This window comes from Maribacter sp. IgM3_T14_3 (assembly GCF_049603095.1).
Lineage (GTDB): Bacteria > Bacteroidota > Bacteroidia > Flavobacteriales > Flavobacteriaceae > Maribacter.
Window position 1 is genome coordinate 2483794 of sequence record NZ_CP187138.1, and the last position, 20395, is coordinate 2504188.

15 protein-coding genes are annotated in these 20395 nt (G+C 34.7%); 7 read left to right on the forward strand and 8 right to left on the reverse strand.

Annotation, left to right across the window (positions count from 1 at the left end; genetic code table 11):
- Nucleotides 1-35: 35 nt before the first annotated feature.
- The 3 genes from ACPF9A_RS11120 to ACPF9A_RS11130 all read right to left on the reverse strand — a co-directional run bounded on the left by ACPF9A_RS11120 (nucleotide 36) and on the right by ACPF9A_RS11130 (nucleotide 8583).
- A complete protein-coding gene (locus ACPF9A_RS11120) occupies nucleotides 36-3377 on the reverse strand; it encodes a VCBS repeat-containing protein (RefSeq protein WP_423996877.1) in 3342 nt (1113 codons plus the stop codon).
- Between the two features lie 67 nt (nucleotides 3378-3444).
- Nucleotides 3445-5322 (reverse strand): RagB/SusD family nutrient uptake outer membrane protein, encoded by a 1878-nt coding sequence (locus ACPF9A_RS11125; RefSeq protein ID WP_423996879.1) that lies wholly within the window; start codon nucleotides 5320-5322, stop codon nucleotides 3445-3447.
- 9 nt (nucleotides 5323-5331) lie between these two features.
- A complete protein-coding gene (locus tag ACPF9A_RS11130) occupies nucleotides 5332-8583 on the reverse strand; it encodes a SusC/RagA family TonB-linked outer membrane protein (RefSeq protein WP_423996882.1) in 3252 nt (1083 codons plus the stop codon).
- 449 nt (nucleotides 8584-9032) lie between these two features.
- Between ACPF9A_RS11130 and ACPF9A_RS11135 the strand changes: the two genes are divergently transcribed.
- Nucleotides 9033-10049: a GntR family transcriptional regulator gene (locus tag ACPF9A_RS11135; RefSeq protein WP_423996884.1), complete on the forward strand. Its 1017-nt coding sequence runs from the start codon at nucleotides 9033-9035 to the stop codon at nucleotides 10047-10049.
- A gap of 138 nt (nucleotides 10050-10187) precedes the next feature.
- Nucleotides 10188-11162 (forward strand): polyprenyl synthetase family protein, encoded by a 975-nt coding sequence (locus ACPF9A_RS11140; RefSeq protein ID WP_423996886.1) that lies wholly within the window; start codon nucleotides 10188-10190, stop codon nucleotides 11160-11162.
- Here the strand turns inward: ACPF9A_RS11140 and ACPF9A_RS11145 are convergent.
- Nucleotides 11159-12301, reverse strand: coding sequence for a lycopene cyclase family protein (locus ACPF9A_RS11145; protein ID WP_423996888.1), 1143 nt, complete (start codon nucleotides 12299-12301; stop codon nucleotides 11159-11161). The two genes, ACPF9A_RS11140 and ACPF9A_RS11145, sit on opposite strands and share 4 nt — an antisense overlap.
- A gap of 170 nt (nucleotides 12302-12471) precedes the next feature.
- On the reverse strand, nucleotides 12472-14754 hold the full coding sequence (locus ACPF9A_RS11150; RefSeq protein WP_423996890.1) for a TonB-dependent receptor: 2283 nt from the start codon (nucleotides 14752-14754) through the stop codon (nucleotides 12472-12474).
- Nucleotides 14755-14831: 77 nt separating this feature from the next.
- Between ACPF9A_RS11150 and ACPF9A_RS11155 the strand changes: the two genes are divergently transcribed.
- The 4 genes from ACPF9A_RS11155 to ACPF9A_RS11170 all read left to right on the forward strand — a co-directional run bounded on the left by ACPF9A_RS11155 (nucleotide 14832) and on the right by ACPF9A_RS11170 (nucleotide 17417).
- Nucleotides 14832-15494, forward strand: coding sequence for a metal-dependent transcriptional regulator (locus tag ACPF9A_RS11155; protein WP_423996892.1), 663 nt, complete (start codon nucleotides 14832-14834; stop codon nucleotides 15492-15494).
- Between the two features lie 26 nt (nucleotides 15495-15520).
- Nucleotides 15521-16342: a ZIP family metal transporter gene (locus ACPF9A_RS11160; protein WP_423996894.1), complete on the forward strand. Its 822-nt coding sequence runs from the start codon at nucleotides 15521-15523 to the stop codon at nucleotides 16340-16342.
- A 119-nt stretch (nucleotides 16343-16461) separates the two neighbouring features.
- Complete coding sequence (locus ACPF9A_RS11165; RefSeq protein WP_423996896.1) at nucleotides 16462-16902, forward strand: hypothetical protein; 441 nt, start codon at nucleotides 16462-16464, stop codon at nucleotides 16900-16902.
- Nucleotides 16903-16994: 92 nt separating this feature from the next.
- Nucleotides 16995-17417, forward strand: coding sequence for a DUF2141 domain-containing protein (locus ACPF9A_RS11170; RefSeq protein WP_423996897.1), 423 nt, complete (start codon nucleotides 16995-16997; stop codon nucleotides 17415-17417).
- A gap of 100 nt (nucleotides 17418-17517) precedes the next feature.
- Here the strand turns inward: ACPF9A_RS11170 and ACPF9A_RS11175 are convergent, their stop codons facing one another.
- Together ACPF9A_RS11175 and ACPF9A_RS11180 are read right to left on the reverse strand one after the other, a co-directional pair.
- On the reverse strand, nucleotides 17518-17814 hold the full coding sequence (locus ACPF9A_RS11175; RefSeq protein ID WP_423996899.1) for a hypothetical protein: 297 nt from the start codon (nucleotides 17812-17814) through the stop codon (nucleotides 17518-17520).
- A 23-nt stretch (nucleotides 17815-17837) separates the two neighbouring features.
- Nucleotides 17838-18236: a TonB-dependent receptor gene (locus ACPF9A_RS11180; protein WP_423996901.1), complete on the reverse strand. Its 399-nt coding sequence runs from the start codon at nucleotides 18234-18236 to the stop codon at nucleotides 17838-17840.
- A 70-nt stretch (nucleotides 18237-18306) separates the two neighbouring features.
- On the opposite strand from ACPF9A_RS11180, the gene ACPF9A_RS11185 reads away from it, so the two are divergent.
- Nucleotides 18307-18693, forward strand: a complete 387-nt coding sequence (locus ACPF9A_RS11185) for a DUF423 domain-containing protein (protein ID WP_423996903.1) — start codon at nucleotides 18307-18309, stop codon at nucleotides 18691-18693.
- Between the two features lies 1 nt (nucleotide 18694).
- Here the strand turns inward: ACPF9A_RS11185 and ACPF9A_RS11190 are convergent, their stop codons facing one another.
- Nucleotides 18695-20233, reverse strand: coding sequence for a carboxypeptidase-like regulatory domain-containing protein (locus ACPF9A_RS11190; protein ID WP_423996905.1), 1539 nt, complete (start codon nucleotides 20231-20233; stop codon nucleotides 18695-18697).
- Between the last annotated feature and the right edge of the window lie 162 nt (nucleotides 20234-20395).

Consider the following 20395-nt stretch of genomic DNA (forward strand, 5'->3'; position numbering starts at 1 on the left):
TTTGTTTATGGTACTTGTCATCGTTAAATTAAGAGCTATTTTAAAAGTTTATAGGTTTCAGTTGGTGCGCCGTAGCTGGTTAATATAAGTTCATCATTTATCAATACTGCATGGGTATTGCTTCCTTTTACTGATAATCCAGATTTTGGTTGCGATACATATTTAAAAGTACCATCCCCGACACCTAAAAATGCCGTGCCGTAGTTGGCATCAAATTTTCCTATTCTTAGTTTATAATAATCATTGTTGCCTAAAAGTAGCAAATCTAAAACACCATCATTGTTGAAATCTGATGTTATAATTTCTGATACGGGGGCGTATTGCGCTTGAATTGGTAATGGTATGTTTTGGTATTTGCCATTTGCAGTACTTATTAAAACAGTGGTTTCTTGATGAGTAATTACAAGTTTACTAGCCTTCTGCAATTCGGTTTCATTGAAAATGTCTTTTAAAGTTGCATTGGCGTATTTTTCATAACTATTGAACTGTTGTCGTTTGCCTGATAGTTGACCTAGCAACTCATCTCTTGTTATATAGGGGTAGCTAGTACCATCCATATAAAAATTCAAAATAGGGTCTACAGAACCGTTGTTGTCAAAATCTGAATAATACAATTCAGCGGGAGTATCTGTACCTAGTTTAAATTGAGTGTTAGTTCCAATGTTACCTGCGATTATATCTGGTTTACCATCTTTATTAAGATAAGTTAAATGTAGGCTTGTCCATAATCCAGATAATGGTTTCTCAAAAAACTGGTCAGATTTATTAATTAATTTGCCATTTTTATTGAGGTAAATAGAAATAGGCATCCATTCACCAACAACTATTAAGTCTTCTATTTGGTCACCGTCCATGTCTGCCCAAACAACATCTGTGGTTATACCTAAGGTTTTTAGTGAAGGCTGAATATCATCGGTTTTATCCGTGAAATTTCCTTTACCATCATTTATTAAAATATAGCCTCTGGATGATTCAGGAAAACGTCCGGGTGTAACGGATCCACCAACGAAAATATCTAAAAATGTATCGTTGTTCACATCTGAGAAAGCAACTGAACCCGTATTAGTCTGCATGCTTGGTAGTGTATTTATTGACTTTGCAAAATTTCCTTTTCCGTCACCTAAATATAATCGGTCTTGTAATAAAGAGTCATTTTGGGCAAAGTTATGGTAGCCACCACTAGCAACGTACATATCTAAATTACCATCATTATTTACATCAAAAAGAGCTATATCTGAATCGAAACGGTCTTTATCTACATCGAAACTACCATTTATCTTTTGAGTAAATTTCTTATTGTTGTTCTGTATAAATATGGATGTTGCTTGCCCAATGCCACCACCAATTACAATATCTTCTAAACCGTCATTATTAATATCACCCTTAGCCATTGGCGGCCCATCATGCGACAATTGTTTCAATAAAAGCGACTGCCTTTTAAAGTCATTTATTGATGATGATTGGTGCTGATAATTAATAGTACTCGAAACTTTTGAAAATAAGACTTCTGATTTGCCTCTTACTAAATCTGATTTTTTCGCATTACTTTCTTCAAGTACTAATAATTGATTTGTAGAAACTTGTGTTAGAGTTTCTGTTTTACCAGAATTCCAGCTAATTACTAGAGAGTCTATTGTAGTGTTATCACCCAATCCAAAATGTAAAATAGGCGAAACAGTTGATAGATAACCTTGGGTAGGCATCTGTTCAATTACTTGAGTTTCTCCATTACTGAAAATGCTTACTTTAGAACCAATACCATTTGTATTTTTATCGCTGCCTTTAAGTTCTACACTCAAATAATTGTTGGTTTTATTTGGCGAATCGTTTCTGTAAATAAAAGCCGGTTTGTTAATGTTATTTACTACTAGATCTAAATCACCGTCATTATCTAAATCGGTATATATGGCTCCGTTACTATTTGCAGGTTGATCTATGCCTGCATTTTGAGTGTCGTCAGTAAAATTTACGCCGTCTTTATTGCTGTAAAAGAAATTTGTTAGGTTAGATGCTGGCATTTCCTTTATCAGTTCAAGAACATCTTGTCTTTGCAATCTGCCTTTAGATTGAACGTAACTATCCATGTAGTTTATAAAATCTAAATTGGTGTAGTCTCTGAAGTATCCGTTAGAGATAAAAAGATCTTTAAATCCGTCATTATCAAAATCTGCTAATAGGGGAGCCCAGCTCCAATCTGTATTCGAGATTCCTGATAACTGCCCAATCTCGCTAAAGGTATCATTACCATTGTTCAATTGTAGCATGTTTCGCATGTATTGATGGTGAAATCCGTTTCTGATATTTAAATCGAATTTTTCGTAATTATCTGGAGATAGCAGTAACTTTTGACGTTTGTTATCTTTTGGCAACATATCTAAAGTGAAAATATCTTGTAGACCGTCATTATTAATATCTGCCACATTATTTCCCATAGAGAAGTGACTTGTATGTCCCATTTGGCTTCCTAATTCGTCTGTAAATGTTCCGTTTTGATTATTAATGTACAGGTAATCTGGTACTGTATAATCATTAGAAATGTAGAAATCTTGCCATCCGTCGTTATTGATGTCACTTATGGCAATACCTAATCCGTAGGTTAGGGCAGAACCACTTATACCTGCTTTTTCGGTGATGTCGTAAAATTTATTATCTCTTTGTTCAAATAGACGTGTACCTTGAAAAGGGTCGTCTTTTTTTAAAAATTCTTTGGTGCTGACTTCATTTAATACCGGAAGTGATTTCGGATTATGATTTAGTAAAAGCATATCTAAATCGCCATCTTTATCATAATCAAAAAAATAACCTTGATTGCTGAATGCGGCACTTGCCAATCCATATTCTTCAGCTAGCTCTTTGAAAATAGGAATGTTATTAGCGTCGTTACCTTGATTGATAAAAAGTTGATTTTTACGCTTAGCATCTGGTAATGCACCTGAATAACATAGGTATAGGTCTAATTTTCCGTCACCGTTAACATCTGCAGAAGTAATACCGGTTTTCCATGGCCCGGGTCTGCCTTCAACTTTAGAGATTGAGGTAACATCTTTAAAAGAAAAATTATTTTCATTTATGTAGAATTTGTTTTCACCCATGTTAGAGGTGAAATATAAATCTTGTAATCCGTCATTATTGAAGTCTCCTGTTGCTACTCCGCCACCATTATATAAATACTCATATACCAATACATTGGCATTAAGACCTTCTTTTAATGTGTTTTGGAACGTAACATTTGTTTCACTTTCAGATAAAAGTGAAAATAAAGTTGGTTTATCAACGGGATCAATGGTAAATGATACTTCGTCATTATTAGCCTTCTCTTTGCAGCTTTGAAGAAGTGTACATACGATAAATAGATAGAGAGTTAGATTTTTTATCATTTGCTTAAAAGTAAAAGATCTATCCCAAAAAGGGATAGATCTTTAAATTAACTCAATTTAAACTAAACTAATAACCTGGATTCTGAATCAAAAGGTTATTTCTGTTGATTTCATCTCTACTAATAGGCATGAAATACATTTTGTCATCCCAAGTTCTGGTTTCATTATCATTATTATCAACAACGGTATAGGTGTAATCATATACTGTTGTATCATATTGATAAGGGGCTCTTGGTGTAGCACCTGCTTTAAGGGTTGCAGTAACTTTCATTACTTTAATACCTCTACCCAATGTTTGATCTGCGATCATCCATCTTCTAGCATCGTGGAATCTGTGCTCTTCATAGGCTAATTCAACTCTTCGTTCATTGATATAGGCTTCTAAAAGATCAGAACCAGATGCCGTAATTGCAGGCATACCTGCTCTAAAACGAATCTTGTTCAACCAGTTTCTAGCTTCACCTTCATCGCCTAGTGCAATAGAAGCTTCAACGTAGTTCAATATTACTTCAGTATAACGAATAAATGGCCATGGCACAACCTGCGCACTTGATTGATTGTCTACTAATGATGGATCTGAATCGATAAATTTACGAACATAATATCCTGTTCTACTTCCATTCCAGTTTTCGATAGGTGAATCACGCATATCAACACCAGCAATAATTCCGCCACTACCATCTGCATAAGTACCTGTTTGAATTTCATCATAAGGATCAATTGCAGCCACATCATCTGGTCTTGGTTTCCATGGTGCACCATCGTAAAGAACGGTTGCGGCCAATCTTGGATCTCTATTTTCATACGGAGCAGCAGCGTGCTCAGGATTGCTCCAATCGAAATCGGTACCATCCATCATTTGATAATCATCTACCAACTGTTGAATTGGCGTATTACCTGCCCAGTTGTGGTAACCATTTGGACCATTATTGATTCCTTGGTGAATACCACCCAACGGCCAATTACTTTCAGCTGTAAATAATGGTGAATGTGTTCTTTCGAATAAAAGTTCAGATCTTGCAGCAGCATCGCCAACAGCACTACCACCTCCCATAGCAATGGAGATGTAAGTTTCTTTAGCGTCTTCAGCACTTGCTGGTGCCGTTAAGTCTAATTTGTAACCAGTTGTTGCATCTAATACTGCCTTGGCTGCAGTTTTAGCTAACGTCCATCTAGCATCTCTGTCCCCAGAAGTATACGCAACTAGTTCTAGATTTGAGTAGCCACCTATAACAGATGATTTTGCGCTAGCTGTAGGACCATCGCGTAAATCGCTTGCTGCATATGTAAGCACTCTAGATTTTAAACCCATTGCACTTAACATTGAAGCTCTACCAGGAGTTACATCTTTACCGTCTAACAATGAAATTGCTTTGTCTAAATCATCATTTACGAAAGTTACGTTGTCAGCGTAAGTACCTCTCGCTATAGTATAGTCGTCATCTAGACCATAAGGAGTGTCTATTAATGGTGCGCCACCATAATAACGCATTAACTGATGATAATAGTAAGCTCTTAAAAAATGAGATTCACCTAGTAATCTATCTTTTAAAGCTTGGTCATCAAATGCGGCATTTGGTAATTCTTGTATGGCGATATTCGCTTTTCGAATAGCCAAATACAACTCATTCCATTGTGGAATGATATTTACATTTCCCGTACCTGACGGAGAAAGTGAACCTTCTGTAATTACATTTACACCTCTACCAGAGTGCGTAAACATTGCTTCGTCTGTTAAAGAAGATAAACCCTCTTCCTCAAATCCTCCATAGCCTAGAGATGAGTACACATTAAATACAAAAGCTTGTGCTAAAGCACCATCTGCCCAAGTGGCATCTGCGGAAATTGAATCTAATGGTGAAGTTTCTAAAAAATCTTCATTACACGAAATAGGTACTAACGCAAGCGTTAGTAAGCCTAAGAGTACTAATTTTCTTTTTTTCATGATTTTTTTTTAAAATGTTAAACTAAAACCTGTGTTAATAATTGACTGTTGTGGGTAGAACTGACCACTATTACTAGTCGATTCAGGATCGTAGATATCTTGAGCTGCCCATGTTGCCAAGTTAAGGCCGCTCATGTATACCTTAAATTTAGAAAGTCCAAACTGACTGATCATTTCTGACGGGAAATTATATGCTAGTTGAACGTTCTTAAGTCTTAAATAATCTTTACTGAAAAGGTTGTAGGTATTATTACCATAATCACCACCTGTATAATACGTATCTCCACGACTCGCTAGTCTTGGGTGAACGCTACTTGGGTTATCTGGGCTCCATCTGTTATCATAACTGTACTTTAAGAAGTTACCAATATCTCCAGATTCTGTTTGAATAAATAATTTAGCACCTGTTGCACCTTGTAATAAAACTGAAAGGTCAAAGTTCTTGTAAGAAGCATTGAACGTAACACCAAAGTTGAAATTAGGATTGATACTATTTTTGATTCTTACTTGATCTAAATCATTAATAGCACCATCACCATTAATATCTTTAAACTTCATGTCACCTGGCTCTAATTGTGGCTTAACAGCGCTATAGTCTAAAGTATTTGCACTAACTGCTGCTTCGTCAATGAATACACCATCTGATTCATACACTAGGTATGATCCAATAGGCTTCCCTTCTTGTAATTGATAGTCTGGAGCTCCAGGTATTTCATCTAAAAACTCAACACTGTTTTGAGCGTAACCACCGTTAACACCAACATCCCATTTAAAACCATCAACATTGCCACCGAAATAATTTAAAGCAAATTCAAATCCCTCATTATTAACTTTACCTGCATTTACAGGAGGTAATAAAGCAGAGATACCAGAAGAACCCGGTGTAGAACCAGTCTTTTGAATAAGAATTTGATCACGCTTGTTTAAAAAGTATTCTAATGTGAAGCTTAATTTACCATCAAGCACTATACCATCTAAACCAATATTATAGTTCTTAGCACGCTCCCAAGTAAAGCTAGGGTTAGCCAAAAGGTTTTCGAACAATGTTGTTTGTACTTGACCATTTACAGGATACTGACCGAATTCATAAATTGATTGATATGCATATTCCTGTAATTCATCGTCAGTAATTTCTCCATCACCATTAGAGTCAAAAGAAACTTGATCGTTACCCATTTCTCCGTAAGAAGCTCTAAGTTTTAAGTAACTGATGGAATCCACATTAAACCAATCTTCATTATTAATGTTCCAACCAAGTAATAAACCTGGGAAGAATCCGAAACGATCATCACCTGGGAAGATGTAAGAACCATCGACTCTCCAAATAAATTCAGCTAGGTATTTTTCTTTATAGTTATACTGAGCACGACCGTAGTAACCTAAACGTGTTCTATTATATGCAAAACCGTCAGTTTCTTGTGCAATTTCACCACCAACCCCAAGTTGATCCACAGCTGTAGAAAGATAGTTTCTTCTAAATGCTGAGAAAAATTCTCCTTGAAAATTTTCACGGGTGATACCTGCTAAAAGACCGATATTATGATCTTCACCAAGGGTTTTGTCATAAGTTAATATACCAGTAAGGTTTGTGTTTAGTACATTGTTAGATGATTGTAATAATCTCGCATCGGTAAAATTTGAACGAATAGACCCACTTAGTTCAGGAACACCTGTAGCGATATAATTCGCACGATCTAATGAATAAAGTGTCCATGGTGTTTGCCATAATTTTCTACGTAACTGGCTTTGATCTACACCTGCGGTTAAATTTAATTTAAGACCTTCAACCCATGGGTTCGTAATATCAACCGAACCAGTAAATTGTAGGTAATCTGTAGGTTGTTTATCATACCCAGTAGCATTGGTTGTTACTACAACTGGTTGTTGACCATTTTCAATATCTGGTCCTGGTAATCCGTTTGGCCAGATTGCAGGTTCGTTTGGTCTACCTCTCATTAACATTCTAAAAATAGCACCTGCACCTTCAGTAGGGAAAGTTCTATCTTCCTTTCTATAGGCCATACTCAACTTCGTTGAAATATAGTCGTTGATTTTAGCTTCGGTATTCAATCTAAAATTATATTGCTGATACCTGTTCGCTGAGTTCTTGTAGATAGCTCCTTGATCAGAATATCCTAAAGAAGCATAATATTTCAAATCTTCATTACCACCACTTATAGATAGATTGTGTCTTTGTTGTTCTGCCCAATCTTTAAATGTTGCACCGAACCAATCAGTGTCTGGGTATAACCATGCATCAGCACTTGTTCTATGATTGTTGATAGTTTCTGGGCTAAAAGCTGCATTTACAGTTTCTGCCGGACTGCTGCCAGGAATGGTATAGTTGCCAGAAGTTTGAAATGCAGTACTTGCAGTACCCCATTGTGATGCTGGAATATTACTATTGTAAATTGCCAGTTCGTTCATTATGGTTTGGTACTCTACTGCACTAGCCATTTCAGGAGTTCTAGTTGGTCTAGTAAGACCAAAGTCAGCCTTATAATTGATTTGCATTTTGCCAGACTTACCAGATTTAGTGGTTACTATAATTGCACCGTTTGCAGCCCTAGCTCCATAAATAGCTGCAGAGGCATCTTTAAGTACAGAAATATTTGCAATATCATCTGCATTGATACGACCTATACCACCATCTCTATCTGGTATACCATCAATTACTATTAATGGTTGGTTATTACCTAAAGTGTTGGTACCACGAATACTAATAGTAGATTCGTCATTACCAGGCTCACCACTAGTTTGTACGATTACTACCCCAGGTAGTCTACCTGCTAGTGAGTTAGATACACTAATAGCTGGTGAACTTTCTAATACAGGACCTTGTACTGCGGTAACAGCACCGGTTACGGTTGCTTTTTTCTGTGTACCATAACCAACGACAACTACTTCGTCTAGGTTGGCAACGTCTTCTTCTAGAGAAACGTTAACGGTACTTTTATTGTTTACGGGTACTACTACCGTTTTAAAACCGATGTAGCTAAATCGTAGACTAGAATTGCCGTCTTCGATAGTAATGGTAAAATTACCATCAAAATCTGCTTGTACTCCCGTTGTTGGATTGTTAGCATCAATAACCGATACACCTGGTAACGGCATGTTATCTGATGCTGAAGTTACAGTACCTGATACAGTTGATTGTGCGTGAAGACTAGTGAAGAGAAATCCACTAAAAAATAAAATCATCGTTAAGTTTACATGATTTCGAATCATGTGAAACTTAGTAAAGTTTGTTTGATAATTCATAGAGTTAGTTCTTACAGTTGTTAGTTATTGTTGTTGATATTCGAATCATAATCTCTTGGAAGCATTTTGAGATGAAAAGACTATGATACACTATGCTACTGCAAACAAATATATAATAAAATGTTAATTTAATAAATTATACTTACATATTTTTTGAATATGACATTTGATTTATGAAATATTGAGGATTCATCAGCGTTAACTTTATATTAAGATTCAGTATTTACAGGGATTTTGCCGAATTTGGGTTCGAATTTTAAGATTTCAATTTTTTTTTTTGAAAAATCTAGGCGATTTTATTTTTTAGTCCATTTTTGATAGGATTATGAAAAATACTTGACTTCTCATTGGTCTAAGAAGATACCAATTATCAACGCTAGTAAAATGAAGAAACTTTGATATATTTTATTAAATTGTATATTGTCGCATTCAAATTAGATTTATAATTTATGGCGGTTATTAGAAATATTTTAAGCCTAACCCACAATAATAACCTTACAAAACACGAACAATTAGTTCAGGGTGTAATTGAATCTATTGAAGATGGTAAATTATGTGTAGGTGATCAGTTACCTTCCATAAACACTATGGTTGAAGAAATTGGTTATGCCCGTAAAACTATTTTTAAAGCGTACGAAGAACTTAAGAATAGAGGTTTAATTGAGTCGAGACAATTAAAGGGTTATTTTGTAATTAGTCAGGCTACGAATATTACAAAAAGAATGGCCTTAATCTTATTCGCCTTTCAAAGTTATCAAGAAGAATTCTATAAAACATTTCGTAAAGAGATGGGTAGGCGGTTTCAAATCGACGTATTCTTTCACCATAATAATCTTACTGTTTTCGAAACAATTCTTACCAATATTAACGGTAAATATGGCATGTACGTAATTGCTTCTATACAGGATCAAAAAGTTATTCCTTTATTAGAACAGATTGAGCCTAAAAAACTACTGCTGGTTGATAGATATTTAGATTTAGGAAAGTCCATTTCTTATATTTCTCAAGAGTTTGAAAATGTAATTTATACTTCTTTGGTGCAATTGCTTCCTCAAATAAAGAAGTACAATAGAATCATATTATATTTTAATGAAGAAAGTGATTATTCTCCTATCTCCATTAAAAAGGCATTTGAAAAATTTTTAAAAGATTATTCGATAAATGGGGTGGTCAAGAATCATTATTCAATTGGTTCTGCTACTAAAGGCAATCTATATTTCGCACTAGGAGATACTATTTTATGGCATATATTACGCGATTCTGTGCGAAAAAAGCTGAAAATTGGAGAGGATATTGGTATTTTGTCTCAAAATGATAATGTATCGAAAGAAATAGTATTTGGCGGAATAACTACCATTTCTACAGATTTTAATGAAATGGCGAAAATGGCAGCGAAACACTTAAAAAACGATAGTATAACTCAGGTAATTATGCCTTCTAGATTAATAAAACGATCTTCTTTATAAATCATTCCACCATCGATTATTATTCTATTTTCTTCCCTGTAATTTTATTTTAAATCGTTAGCCTTAGATGTGGTTCTTCAACGTATAAAAGAGGAGAATCAATCTTATTTGTTCTATTTTTGAATAAAATTGCGAACAATGCACACTATTAATGAATATCGAGAAGAGTTTATTGCGTATTTGGACTCAAAAAAAATTACTAAGGAACCTAGAAACCTTTATGAGCCTATTACCTATATTCTTAGTTTAGGTGGAAAGCGCCTAAGACCGGTTTTAGTGTTAATGACCGCTGAAATTTTTAAGGGCGATTTTAAAAAAGCTTTAGATGCCGCCCTTGCAATTGAAGTATTTCACAATTTTTCTTTGGTACATGATGATATTATGGATGATGCCCCTGTTCGTAGGGGGGAAACTACCGTTCATGAAAAATGGGATATAAACACTGGTATTCTATCTGGTGATGCGATGCTAATTATGGCATATCAGCTTTTTGAAAATTATGAGCCCAATGTATTTAGAGATTTAGCCAAGTTATTCAGTAAAACCGCATTAGAAGTTTGTGAGGGTCAACAGTACGATGTTGATTTTGAAACAAGAGACGATGTTATGTTACCTGAATATTTAAAAATGATCGAGTATAAAACTGCTGTACTCGTTGCAGCTGCACTAAAGATGGGCGCTATTGTTGCCGGTGCTTCAGATTCTGCACAAGAGAAAATGTATAATTTTGGATTAAATCTTGGTATTGCCTTTCAATTGCAAGATGATTATTTAGATGTATTTGGGGATCCAGAAACGTTCGGTAAGCAAGTGGGTGGCGATATCATTGAGAATAAGAAAACCTACTTATATTTAAAAGCATTGAATTCTGGCTCTGAAATGATGACGAAAGAGCTTGAACATCTATATTCTATTCAGCCAAAAGAATCAGAAGCTAAAATAAACGCAGTGCGTTCTATATTTGAAAAGACAGAAGCTGATAAGGCAACTAAGATAGCAATAGGTGATTATACGGCAAGGGCATTCGATGTTCTTGAAGAAATGGAAATAGAGCCTGAAAACAAAGATTTGTTAAAGCAATTTGGTGAAAATTTAATGAATAGAACGGTTTAAAATAGCCTTCTAATCAAAGCTTTTATGAATGGGGTTTTCGGACAAGAATTTATGTATATAAAATCTTCTTTTAAGCTAGTTCTTTCATCTAGAAATTTAAATACCATCTGTGGTTTTATAGCTTTAAAAATAGATTCGAAAATTGCATGACCGTTACCATTATTATAATGCAAGACATCTAAAAAGAGCATATCATAAAACCAAAATTTATTTTTTAATTTCATTTTTTGAAGTGGCTCGCCTTGCTTTATGTGTTTAATTAATTTCGGAATCTTATTTGCGGTACTCATTAAGGTGTAGCCTGTACTGGGTTTTGCCCATCCGCCTGCGGTACCTATATATCGTATTCTTTTGGTGTGATGTTCTCTAAAGTCATATGCGGTCATGGGTATACTACCAGCTTCCTTTTCGATAATTTCATAAGTATCGCATTGAAAACGGTCTACTATATATTCTTTAATCGCTGCTTCATATTCGCCTTTTGGCAGTAATTGTTCTGAAAATAATGTGTATTCAATCAACGCAGTGTCATTTGAATAGGGAAGTACATACATAAATCGGGTATTTCCTTTTTGAGGGATGGAAAAATCCATATAAGTAACTTCATTGGCATTGAAAATTGGCTTTTCAGTTTTAATTACCCAGCCCACAAAATGTTGCTGAAGCACCGGATATTTTTTTTGCCCAGTTGCCATTTTATAATCAAAAAGACTATTGAATAGGTATTTGCCAGTATAGGTACTATTGGTTGTGTTTATAATAACCTCGGTGGCAGACTCCTTTAGGTCGACCAATGCTTCTTGGACGAAAGTGATATTGGCTGATTGTTTGATTCGACCTAAATAGTGATTGTAAAAATCAATGCTGCGTATCATTTTATAAGAATACGGGGCAATATTTGTTCTTTTAAAAACATCGTCTCCTTGAAAATGAATCGTATCCCATTTTTTATGGACAATCTTATGGAATGGACCTTTACCTTCTTCCCAAAAACACCATGTTCTATCATTGCTGTTTTTAGCGTCTTTGTCGAGAAGTAATATCTTTTTATGATCAAAAAACGAATCATTGAGCATAGCATCAGCCAGTAATAAACCAGATGCGCCTGCTCCAATAATAATGTAATCGTATTCGTTCATGAATTTTTAAAACATTGCTCGATAATCGAGATTTAAATGCTCCGAGGCTTGCCTCGAAATATTATTGTTGTTGACTTACAAATGCCTCGTGGGCTTGGCCCGAGGTTGTTTACCCAGGGTTTTACATACCGAGAATATCAAAAATACGAAATAGTAGTTGTTTTTTGTTCTTAATTTAATGTGTAACGTAATCCTAGAAATGAACGTATGCCTTGGTTAGGACCATATACGTACGACGGATCAAAAGTCAATGCATTTGGGTTGTTTGGTGTCGCAACTGCATTACCATTGGTATCAAAAGTTACTTCTTTATCAAATGGGTCGTTTGCACGTGCTATGATAAATGGATTTCCTCTATTTGGTGTCCAGTTTAATAAGTTTTTTACTCCTCCGTAGAACTCGAAATTTTTCAGTCCATCATACGTAAATTGTATGTTCTGAATACTCCATGCAGGTGAAAAATCTCGTCTGGGATCGCTTTCGCCTAAAGTAGGTAAACGCATAGGTCCATATAGATTACCTGTGTAATCAATGCTAACATCCCAGGTACGAATATCATAGCTAATACTCCAGTTTGCTGAATAACTTTCAGTTAGTATTTGTCTTTCTTTTATGCCGTCTTCCGTATTACTAACGTTTTGTAATGTACCGCCTAACATAAACTTTATACCGTTGAATAAAGAAACATCTACATTGGCACTAACTCCTTTTGAAATAGAGGTGCCGTTTAAATTATCATATATAATTTGATTAGGGTTTGTATCGTAATCAGGGATGATCACATTCTGAAAATTGGTATAAAATACAGAGGCATCTAAGCTTACAAAAGTGCCATTGTCACCATAGAATTTCTTCAAGTAATTTAGGTTGACATTAAACGAACGCTCTGGCTTTAATTCTTCGGCAATGATCACATCTCGCGAGCCTGTTAATGCAGCATGATCCTCGGTAAACAGATTTACTACTCTAAAACCTGTACCGGCGTTTAGACGAATAATGTCATTATCAGTAAATTTAAAACGATATGCCCCTCGGGGAGTAAAAATGTTACCGTGGCGGTCATCATAATCGAAACGACCACCTAATAATAAAGAATGCTTTTTATTAAATGCTATTTCATCTTGTATAAATAAACTTGGTATTACAACTTCGTCTGGTTGGTTACCATTGCCATCGGTATTTAAGGTCGCAGGGGTGTTGTCATCGTAGTAATTGTAACGTAATGCTGTACCTGCTAAAAGGCTATGTTTACCTATGGTTTTATCCCAAGTCAGTTGTGTAAAACCTATTCGTTGATCGGCTAGGTATGGTACAACACCATAAACAGAATTTTGTTTGTGGTCGTTATATGAAAAAGAAAGCATGAGTTGCTCTTCTACCGGTAATTGATATTTACCCAGAACTTCCCATCTGCGGGTATAAATACTTTCTCCGTAAACTTCATCTCCTCCTCTAAACTCAGGTGTCCACTGCATTTCGCCACCCCATCTATCTTCGTAAAAAAAGCGTCCGGCTAGCGTAAGAATTCGTGAGTTATTTCTAGTAAAATTCCATTTTTGAAAAACCGAAATACGGTCTTGTAATGTTAGGTCTGTAAAATTATCTCCGTTATTATCTATGGGGTTATCATACTTAAAATAGTTGGCTCCTAAGAGCACATTAGTCTTTTTGCCAATATTAAATTTCGTGCCTACATCAAGGTTAAGTTCCCCCCATGAGGTAACAAAACTGTCAGCGAAAAAATCTGGTGCAGACAAGTTATTTTTCGTGATGATGTTTATGAGTCCGCCAACGGCTTCACTTCCGTAAAGGGTAGAAGCAGGACCTTTAACTACTTCAATTTGTTCAATAAGCGAGTTGGGTATGCCAGATAATCCATAAACGGTACCTAGACCACTAACTATCGGCATACCGTCAATGAGTACTAAAGTATACGGCCCTTCTAATCCATTAATATGAATATCACCCGTATTACAAACGTTACAGTTTATTTGTGGTCTAACACCGTTTACATTCTGCAAAGCTTCAAAAATACTTGCCGTCGGATTTTTCTTGAAGAAAGTCGGTTTATAGACTTCTACAGGCACCGGACTCTCTAATCTACTTACAGGCTTTAAGGTTCCGGTAACGACCATTTCATCTAAAAATTCGGTAGAAGGCGATAAGTTGATACTAACGATTTGATCTTCGCCTTCGGCAATTGTAATTGTTTTGTAATGTTTCTCAAAACCGATGGTAGAAGCTATAAGAGTGTATTTTCCCGGGGGAATATTTTTTAAGATGTATTGTCCATTTTCATCAGAAGCAGTACCAATTTCGGTTCCCTTTAAATAAATATTTACATAGGCCGCTGAACCATCATTTGATGAAACAGAGCCAGATATCGTAGAATTTTGTGCACTTATGATACCGAAAGATAAAATAGAGCAAACAAAAAATATTATTTTAATCATCTAAAATTAATTTTAGACAAAGCTAAAAAATTGTTTTTACGTATAAAAATGTATTTTTGTGTTTATATTGTTTTAACATGACTTTATCTGAAGAAGATTACATAAAAGCTATTTATCATTTAAGCGAGTTCAATAGTACCTCTGTTGCCACCAATGCAATAGCCGAGCAAATGAAAACGAAGCCATCATCAGTTACCGATATGGTTAAAAAGCTATCTGAGAAGTCTTTGGTAAATTATAAAAAGTACCAAGGTGTGTTACTTTCTGAAAAAGGACGGCTGGTAGCATTATCCATCATCAGAAAACATCGTTTATGGGAGGTTTTTTTGGTTGAAAAATTAAATTTTTCTTGGGATGAAGTACACGTGGTTGCCGAACAATTAGAACATATAAAGAGTGATACTTTAATAGATAAATTAGATGCCCATTTAGGATACCCAAAAGTAGATCCCCACGGTGATCCGATCCCGAACAAAGACGGAGTCTTTACTAAATCAATTAAAAAATTGATTAGCGAATTACCTGTAGGCAGTCAAGGTGTTTGTGTTGGGGTAAATGACTCATCTGCAGCTTTTTTAAAGTTTTTAGATAAGAATAAAATTGCCTTGGGCGATACGTTTAAAATATTGGAAATTGAGGAGTTCGATGGTTCCGTTACCATTTCTACTCGGTCGGGATCCATCAGAATATCAAAGCAAATTGCAACAAATTTATTTTTAGATATAGTAGATGAAGAATAGTTTTTAACTGATGAATTTATGAAATTATGGAACAAATTATAGCTTATTTTGAATCGATAGACCCAGTGTTGGCTGCGTTTTATGCGACTTTATTCACTTGGGGACTAACAGCTGCAGGTGCTTCTTTGGTTTTTCTATTTAAAACATTGAACCGTGCTGTATTAGATGGCATGTTAGGTTTTACTGGCGGGGTAATGGTTGCTGCAAGTTTTTGGAGCCTATTGGCGCCTGGTATAGAAATGAGCCCCGGGGAAGGATTCGTAAAGGTTATACCCGCAGCTATTGGGTTTTTCTTAGGTGCAATGTTCATTTTTGGATTGGATAAAGTGTTACCGCATTTACACATTAATTTTAAGGAAAGTGAAGTGGAAGGCGTAAAGACCCCTTGGCATAGAACTACGTTATTGACTTTGGCAATTACATTACATAACATACCCGAAGGTTTAGCAGTAGGTGTTCTTTTTGGTGGTGTAGCTGCTGGTTTTGAAGGTGCATCAATTGGTGGTGCCGTTGCTTTGGCACTTGGTATTGGTCTTCAGAATTTTCCCGAAGGCTTTGCGGTAGCTATGCCATTACGTAGACATGGGTTAAGTAGAACAAAAAGTTTTATGTTCGGTCAGGCATCTGCACTTGTTGAGCCTATCGCTGCGGTATTAGGTGCTTGGGCAGTAATGACCTTTCAGCCTATTTTACCTTATGCTCTTTCTTTTGCTGCTGGTGCTATGATATTTGTTGTCGTAGAGGAAGTTATACCAGAAACACAGCAAGATAAATACACCGATATTGCCACCATGGGCTTCATCGGGGGCTTCATTATTATGATGACTTTAGATGTTGGTTTAGGGTAAGCCTATTGTTTATTCTAGCGCTAATAATTTATGGTTCAATATTTTTAATGAACCGGTAATTTAATATCGATTTTAACGTTAAAGGGATTAGTATAGTTAACTTCATACTTTAAAATTTTATGCATTCTTCTAAGAAAGGTTGGGTCTGGACAGTTATGTTGGTAATCACTGTTATATGCTGTACATTTGTTTTGATTCTACATACTAGAAATTGGGTAGGTAATGATGGTAATAACCTTAGCCTACGATCAGGTTTTTATAATGTCGAAATTCCTTTAAACGAACTTGATAGTGTTGTTTTTGTAGAAAGAATTCCGCCAATGGAGCGTTTGCATGGCTTCTCGGCCTTAGAAAAAGAGAAGGGTGTATTTAGGGAGTTTAAAGATTCGTTGACAGATAAAAAGGTGCGCGTTTTTGTAGATAACATCAATCAGAATAAAGTAAAATTGGTTTATAAAGATTCAACTTATGTATATTTTAACCTGAAAGACTCCGTTGAAACTGTTCAGTTATTTCAGCAGCTTAATGCTAAATTGAGTGTTTTAAGTGAGCCTAATTAGAATTGGTGAAGGGTTATTAGAATAAAGTTTAGAAGTGAAGTAATCATTTGGCATAACTATTGAAACAATTGTAGATTTTAGAACTATTTATAATGATGAGAAAAAATTTATTATTGCTATTTTTTTTAAGCTTCATAGCCACAGGAATTTTTGCACAGCATAATGTTAGCGTAAGTATTGATGGAGTTACCTCTGAAAAAGGGAATATCTGTTTTGCTGTTTATAATAATGAGGATTCTTTTTTGAAATTCGATAAAGTTTACAAATCTGGTTCAGAGAAAGCGGTTAAGGGAAAAACAGCTTTTAATATCTCAGATTTACCTGATGGTGATTACGCAATTGCCATTTTTCATGATGCGAATGGTAATGATAACTTAGATACTAATATGCTTGGCATTCCAAAAGAGCAAATTGCTTTTTCTAAGGGCAAAATGAAAATGTTCGGTCCACCAAAATATAAGGAATGTGTATTTACCGTAAATTCTAATATGGAGATGAATATTAGTTTGCAGTAGAGCTCTCAAATCTTATCAAATATTTCCTTCCGATTAGGTTGCTTAATTTTTTATTGATTTGAGTCGAAAGAAATCAGGAAATTTTAACTAGAATTTATATTTATCCTCCAATAGTCCAACTATTTGTTGATGAGCTGTAAGTATTGGATTCCCCAAGACCTAATCCATACCAAACAATATAAGTTGAGTCATTTTCCATCTGATAAAAAGCAGGACCTTCCATAGCTTCTTTCAGACCAATTTCTGATATGTTTTTTGGTAATCTTCCATTTTCCTTTTTAAATCTTTTGACCTTTTGAATTAATATATTGGCATATTCTTCCTTCTCGTCTTTAAAAGTACAGCTGTACATAAACAGAAATAAAACAATAACTAATATTTTAAAACGTGTTTTCATTTTTAATTGGAGAATATTATAATTTAATAAGTAGTAATTTTAATTACCCCATTAGAACCCTGGGTTCCGTAACCCGCAGCATCTGCCCCAGATAGAATAACTATTTTCTTTACATTATAACTATCTATTAGTTCGTTTACAGAATGAAACGAATTTCCGATTACTTGATTATTTAAAACATACAAGGGTTCTTGATTTCCGCCAGAATCGAACGAATTTGTGGTTTTGTTTAAAATGGGGACATTGTTTTGTAGCACCACTCCTGGTTTTTGTCTTATACGTTGTAATAACGAAACATTAGCTCTATTCTTTTCTCTTAATTCAGTATCTAAAGATGATTTCTCTTTGGTTGTATTTTTTGAAGGTCCGCAACTACACAATAGTATTGCCGCTGTTAAGCAAAAAGATAAGTAACTTTTCATTTTTCTTTGATAATGGTTTCTGTAATTTATGAATTAAAAGGAGATGACAGTATCTTTGAAATAAAAAGTTATGGTATTAGTAGCGCAATTGATAGGAGCTTTGTTGGGTTTATTGGCGGTTGTCTTTGGTGCTTTTGGTGCACATTTATTAAAGAAAACTTTTACTTCAGAACAATTGAATAGTTTTGAAACGGGAGTAAAATATCAAATGTACCACGCACTGTTAATATTAATGCTCAGCTTTAATCTTAATCTAGAAACGGGTCTAGAGAAAGCTATTATCTATTGTTTAATTATCGGAACCATCCTATTTTCTTTCAGTATCTACGGTTTATGCATTTCTGCATCCAAAGGAAAAAAAATAAAAATATTAGGTCCTATAACCCCTCTCGGCGGACTCTTTTTAGTAGTAGGCTGGGGGTTATTATTCTATAGTTTTGTTAAGAACTTGATTTAATTTATTCGGAAGAAGTAGCTGTAAATTCTTTAATTGCTGTGTTTGGTTCCATAATAGCATAACCTTCCCAGAAAGTTGGGTCATACTTAGGCATGTAGATGGGTAGTATGGTATTATTTTCTGTAAATCCATCAAAAGTAGCCTGACTAATATTTTCTGATTCAAAAACGATTATTTCATTTTTTACAACATTTATAAATACGAAATCCATATCTCCGGATAATTCGTTCTGCTTATTTCTACCTTTTACAATTCTATTTTTTTCAAAAATCTTTAAAGGTCTTTTTATACCAAAACGTTCGCCTATCTCAGATTCATAATAGTGTAAACTGTAATGGCCATTGGCACTTTTATTATATATTATTTTTCCTTTAGATAAGTATTTATTGGTCGAGATTCCTAATAAACTAAGCTTACTAACGGGTTTTACATTTCTGTAATCTATTTGTATTACAGCGAAATCGTCTGCATTGATATATAGTGTACCTTCAAAATCTGCTGATCCATCTGGTTTAAAAGATATTACATATACAGCGTCATCGCCTATATAGGTGAATTCATTAAGAGTATAATTGTATTTTCTAGATTTGAGTATAAAATTAAGATCGCTACCATCTTGAGTAGGTAATCCATTTAATATGGAACCTAAATTGTTCCTTTTCCAAGATGCAAAGTTTTTTTGCCGCTCTTCTTTATCTTTTTTCTTTTTCTCGAGTTCTGCATTTAATGCAGCTACATCTGTTGAGTCTACGTCTTCTTTAAAAAGCTCATTGACTTCATCAGCATCTATTTTAAAGGATAATAATCCGGATTTAATTTTGAAATAAGATCCAGGCTTTACATTTTCCTTTAGTATGGAGTTAAATTTTTCTTCCATCTTTTCTTGATTAAGAGTGGTGTTTTTATCGTACAATTTAGACGCTTTTAACAAATCTAATTTTTGTGATTCTTCATCATAATTACCATATAAATCACCCACTAATTCTTGATAATAAGCATCATTTTTAGGTACAGTCGAAATGATGCTATCAATAAACTGTTGGTTTAATACATCTATAGAAGATTTTTTTACCGTAAAATCACTCTTTGTCCAACGGTCAAAATATGATGATCGATGAAATAACCTTTTTTTAGTGAGATTATTGGTATAGTTCTTTTCTAAATTATCTTCAACGAAATCCATAATCTCATCGGCCGTATAATTTTTGTTGGATACAATAACCTCTCGTAATTCAATCGATTTAGGTGCTAGTACTATTTTTGTAGTAGTAAATTCAGAAATTGGTTTGGAAAGTGTTTCATAACCAATAGATGAAATAGTTAAGGAGTCAGACTCAGTAATAGTTTCGTTTAAAAGGAAGTTGAATTTACCTTCCTCATTGGTAATTACGCCTTTATCTTTTAGTTGTATAGTGGCGAATGGTATGGGTTGTTGACTAACACTATCAATAATAGTTGCACTTAAGCTTTGTGCATTGGCATTAAATAGGTTGAAAATTAGAAAGGTGAAAAAAGCTAGAAGAGGTAATTTTTTGTTCATAGGTTCGATTATTCTTACGCAATCTAGACGAACCAATGTAAGTAACGTTACAATTTTAGAAACTGTTAGGAACGTTTTAAATAAATTTTAACAAAAATCTATAATCTAATGACAGCCACAACCATCTTGGCCACAAGCCTTTGAGCTTTCTTTTTTACTGGA

Bases quoted from the DNA above. Each gene is read 5' to 3' on its own strand.
- ACPF9A_RS11165 (WP_423996896.1), top strand. From the start codon at position 16,462: ATGCATTCTTCTAAGAAAGGTTGGGTCTGGACAGTTATGTTGGTAATC.
- ACPF9A_RS11190 (WP_423996905.1), bottom strand. From the start codon at position 20,233: ATGAACAAAAAATTACCTCTTCTAGCTTTTTTCACCTTTCTAATTTTC.
- ACPF9A_RS11155 (WP_423996892.1), top strand. From the start codon at position 14,832: ATGACTTTATCTGAAGAAGATTACATAAAAGCTATTTATCATTTAAGC.
- ACPF9A_RS11120 (WP_423996877.1), bottom strand. From the start codon at position 3,377: ATGATAAAAAATCTAACTCTCTATCTATTTATCGTATGTACACTTCTT.
- ACPF9A_RS11135 (WP_423996884.1), top strand. From the start codon at position 9,033: ATGGCGGTTATTAGAAATATTTTAAGCCTAACCCACAATAATAACCTT.
- ACPF9A_RS11185 (WP_423996903.1), top strand. From the start codon at position 18,307: ATGGTATTAGTAGCGCAATTGATAGGAGCTTTGTTGGGTTTATTGGCG.
- ACPF9A_RS11180 (WP_423996901.1), bottom strand. From the start codon at position 18,236: ATGAAAAGTTACTTATCTTTTTGCTTAACAGCGGCAATACTATTGTGT.
- ACPF9A_RS11145 (WP_423996888.1), bottom strand. From the start codon at position 12,301: ATGAACGAATACGATTACATTATTATTGGAGCAGGCGCATCTGGTTTA.
- ACPF9A_RS11125 (WP_423996879.1), bottom strand. From the start codon at position 5,322: ATGAAAAAAAGAAAATTAGTACTCTTAGGCTTACTAACGCTTGCGTTA.
- ACPF9A_RS11150 (WP_423996890.1), bottom strand. From the start codon at position 14,754: ATGATTAAAATAATATTTTTTGTTTGCTCTATTTTATCTTTCGGTATC.
- ACPF9A_RS11160 (WP_423996894.1), top strand. From the start codon at position 15,521: ATGGAACAAATTATAGCTTATTTTGAATCGATAGACCCAGTGTTGGCT.
- ACPF9A_RS11140 (WP_423996886.1), top strand. From the start codon at position 10,188: ATGCACACTATTAATGAATATCGAGAAGAGTTTATTGCGTATTTGGAC.
- ACPF9A_RS11130 (WP_423996882.1), bottom strand. From the start codon at position 8,583: ATGAATTATCAAACAAACTTTACTAAGTTTCACATGATTCGAAATCAT.
- ACPF9A_RS11170 (WP_423996897.1), top strand. From the start codon at position 16,995: ATGATGAGAAAAAATTTATTATTGCTATTTTTTTTAAGCTTCATAGCC.
- ACPF9A_RS11175 (WP_423996899.1), bottom strand. From the start codon at position 17,814: ATGAAAACACGTTTTAAAATATTAGTTATTGTTTTATTTCTGTTTATG.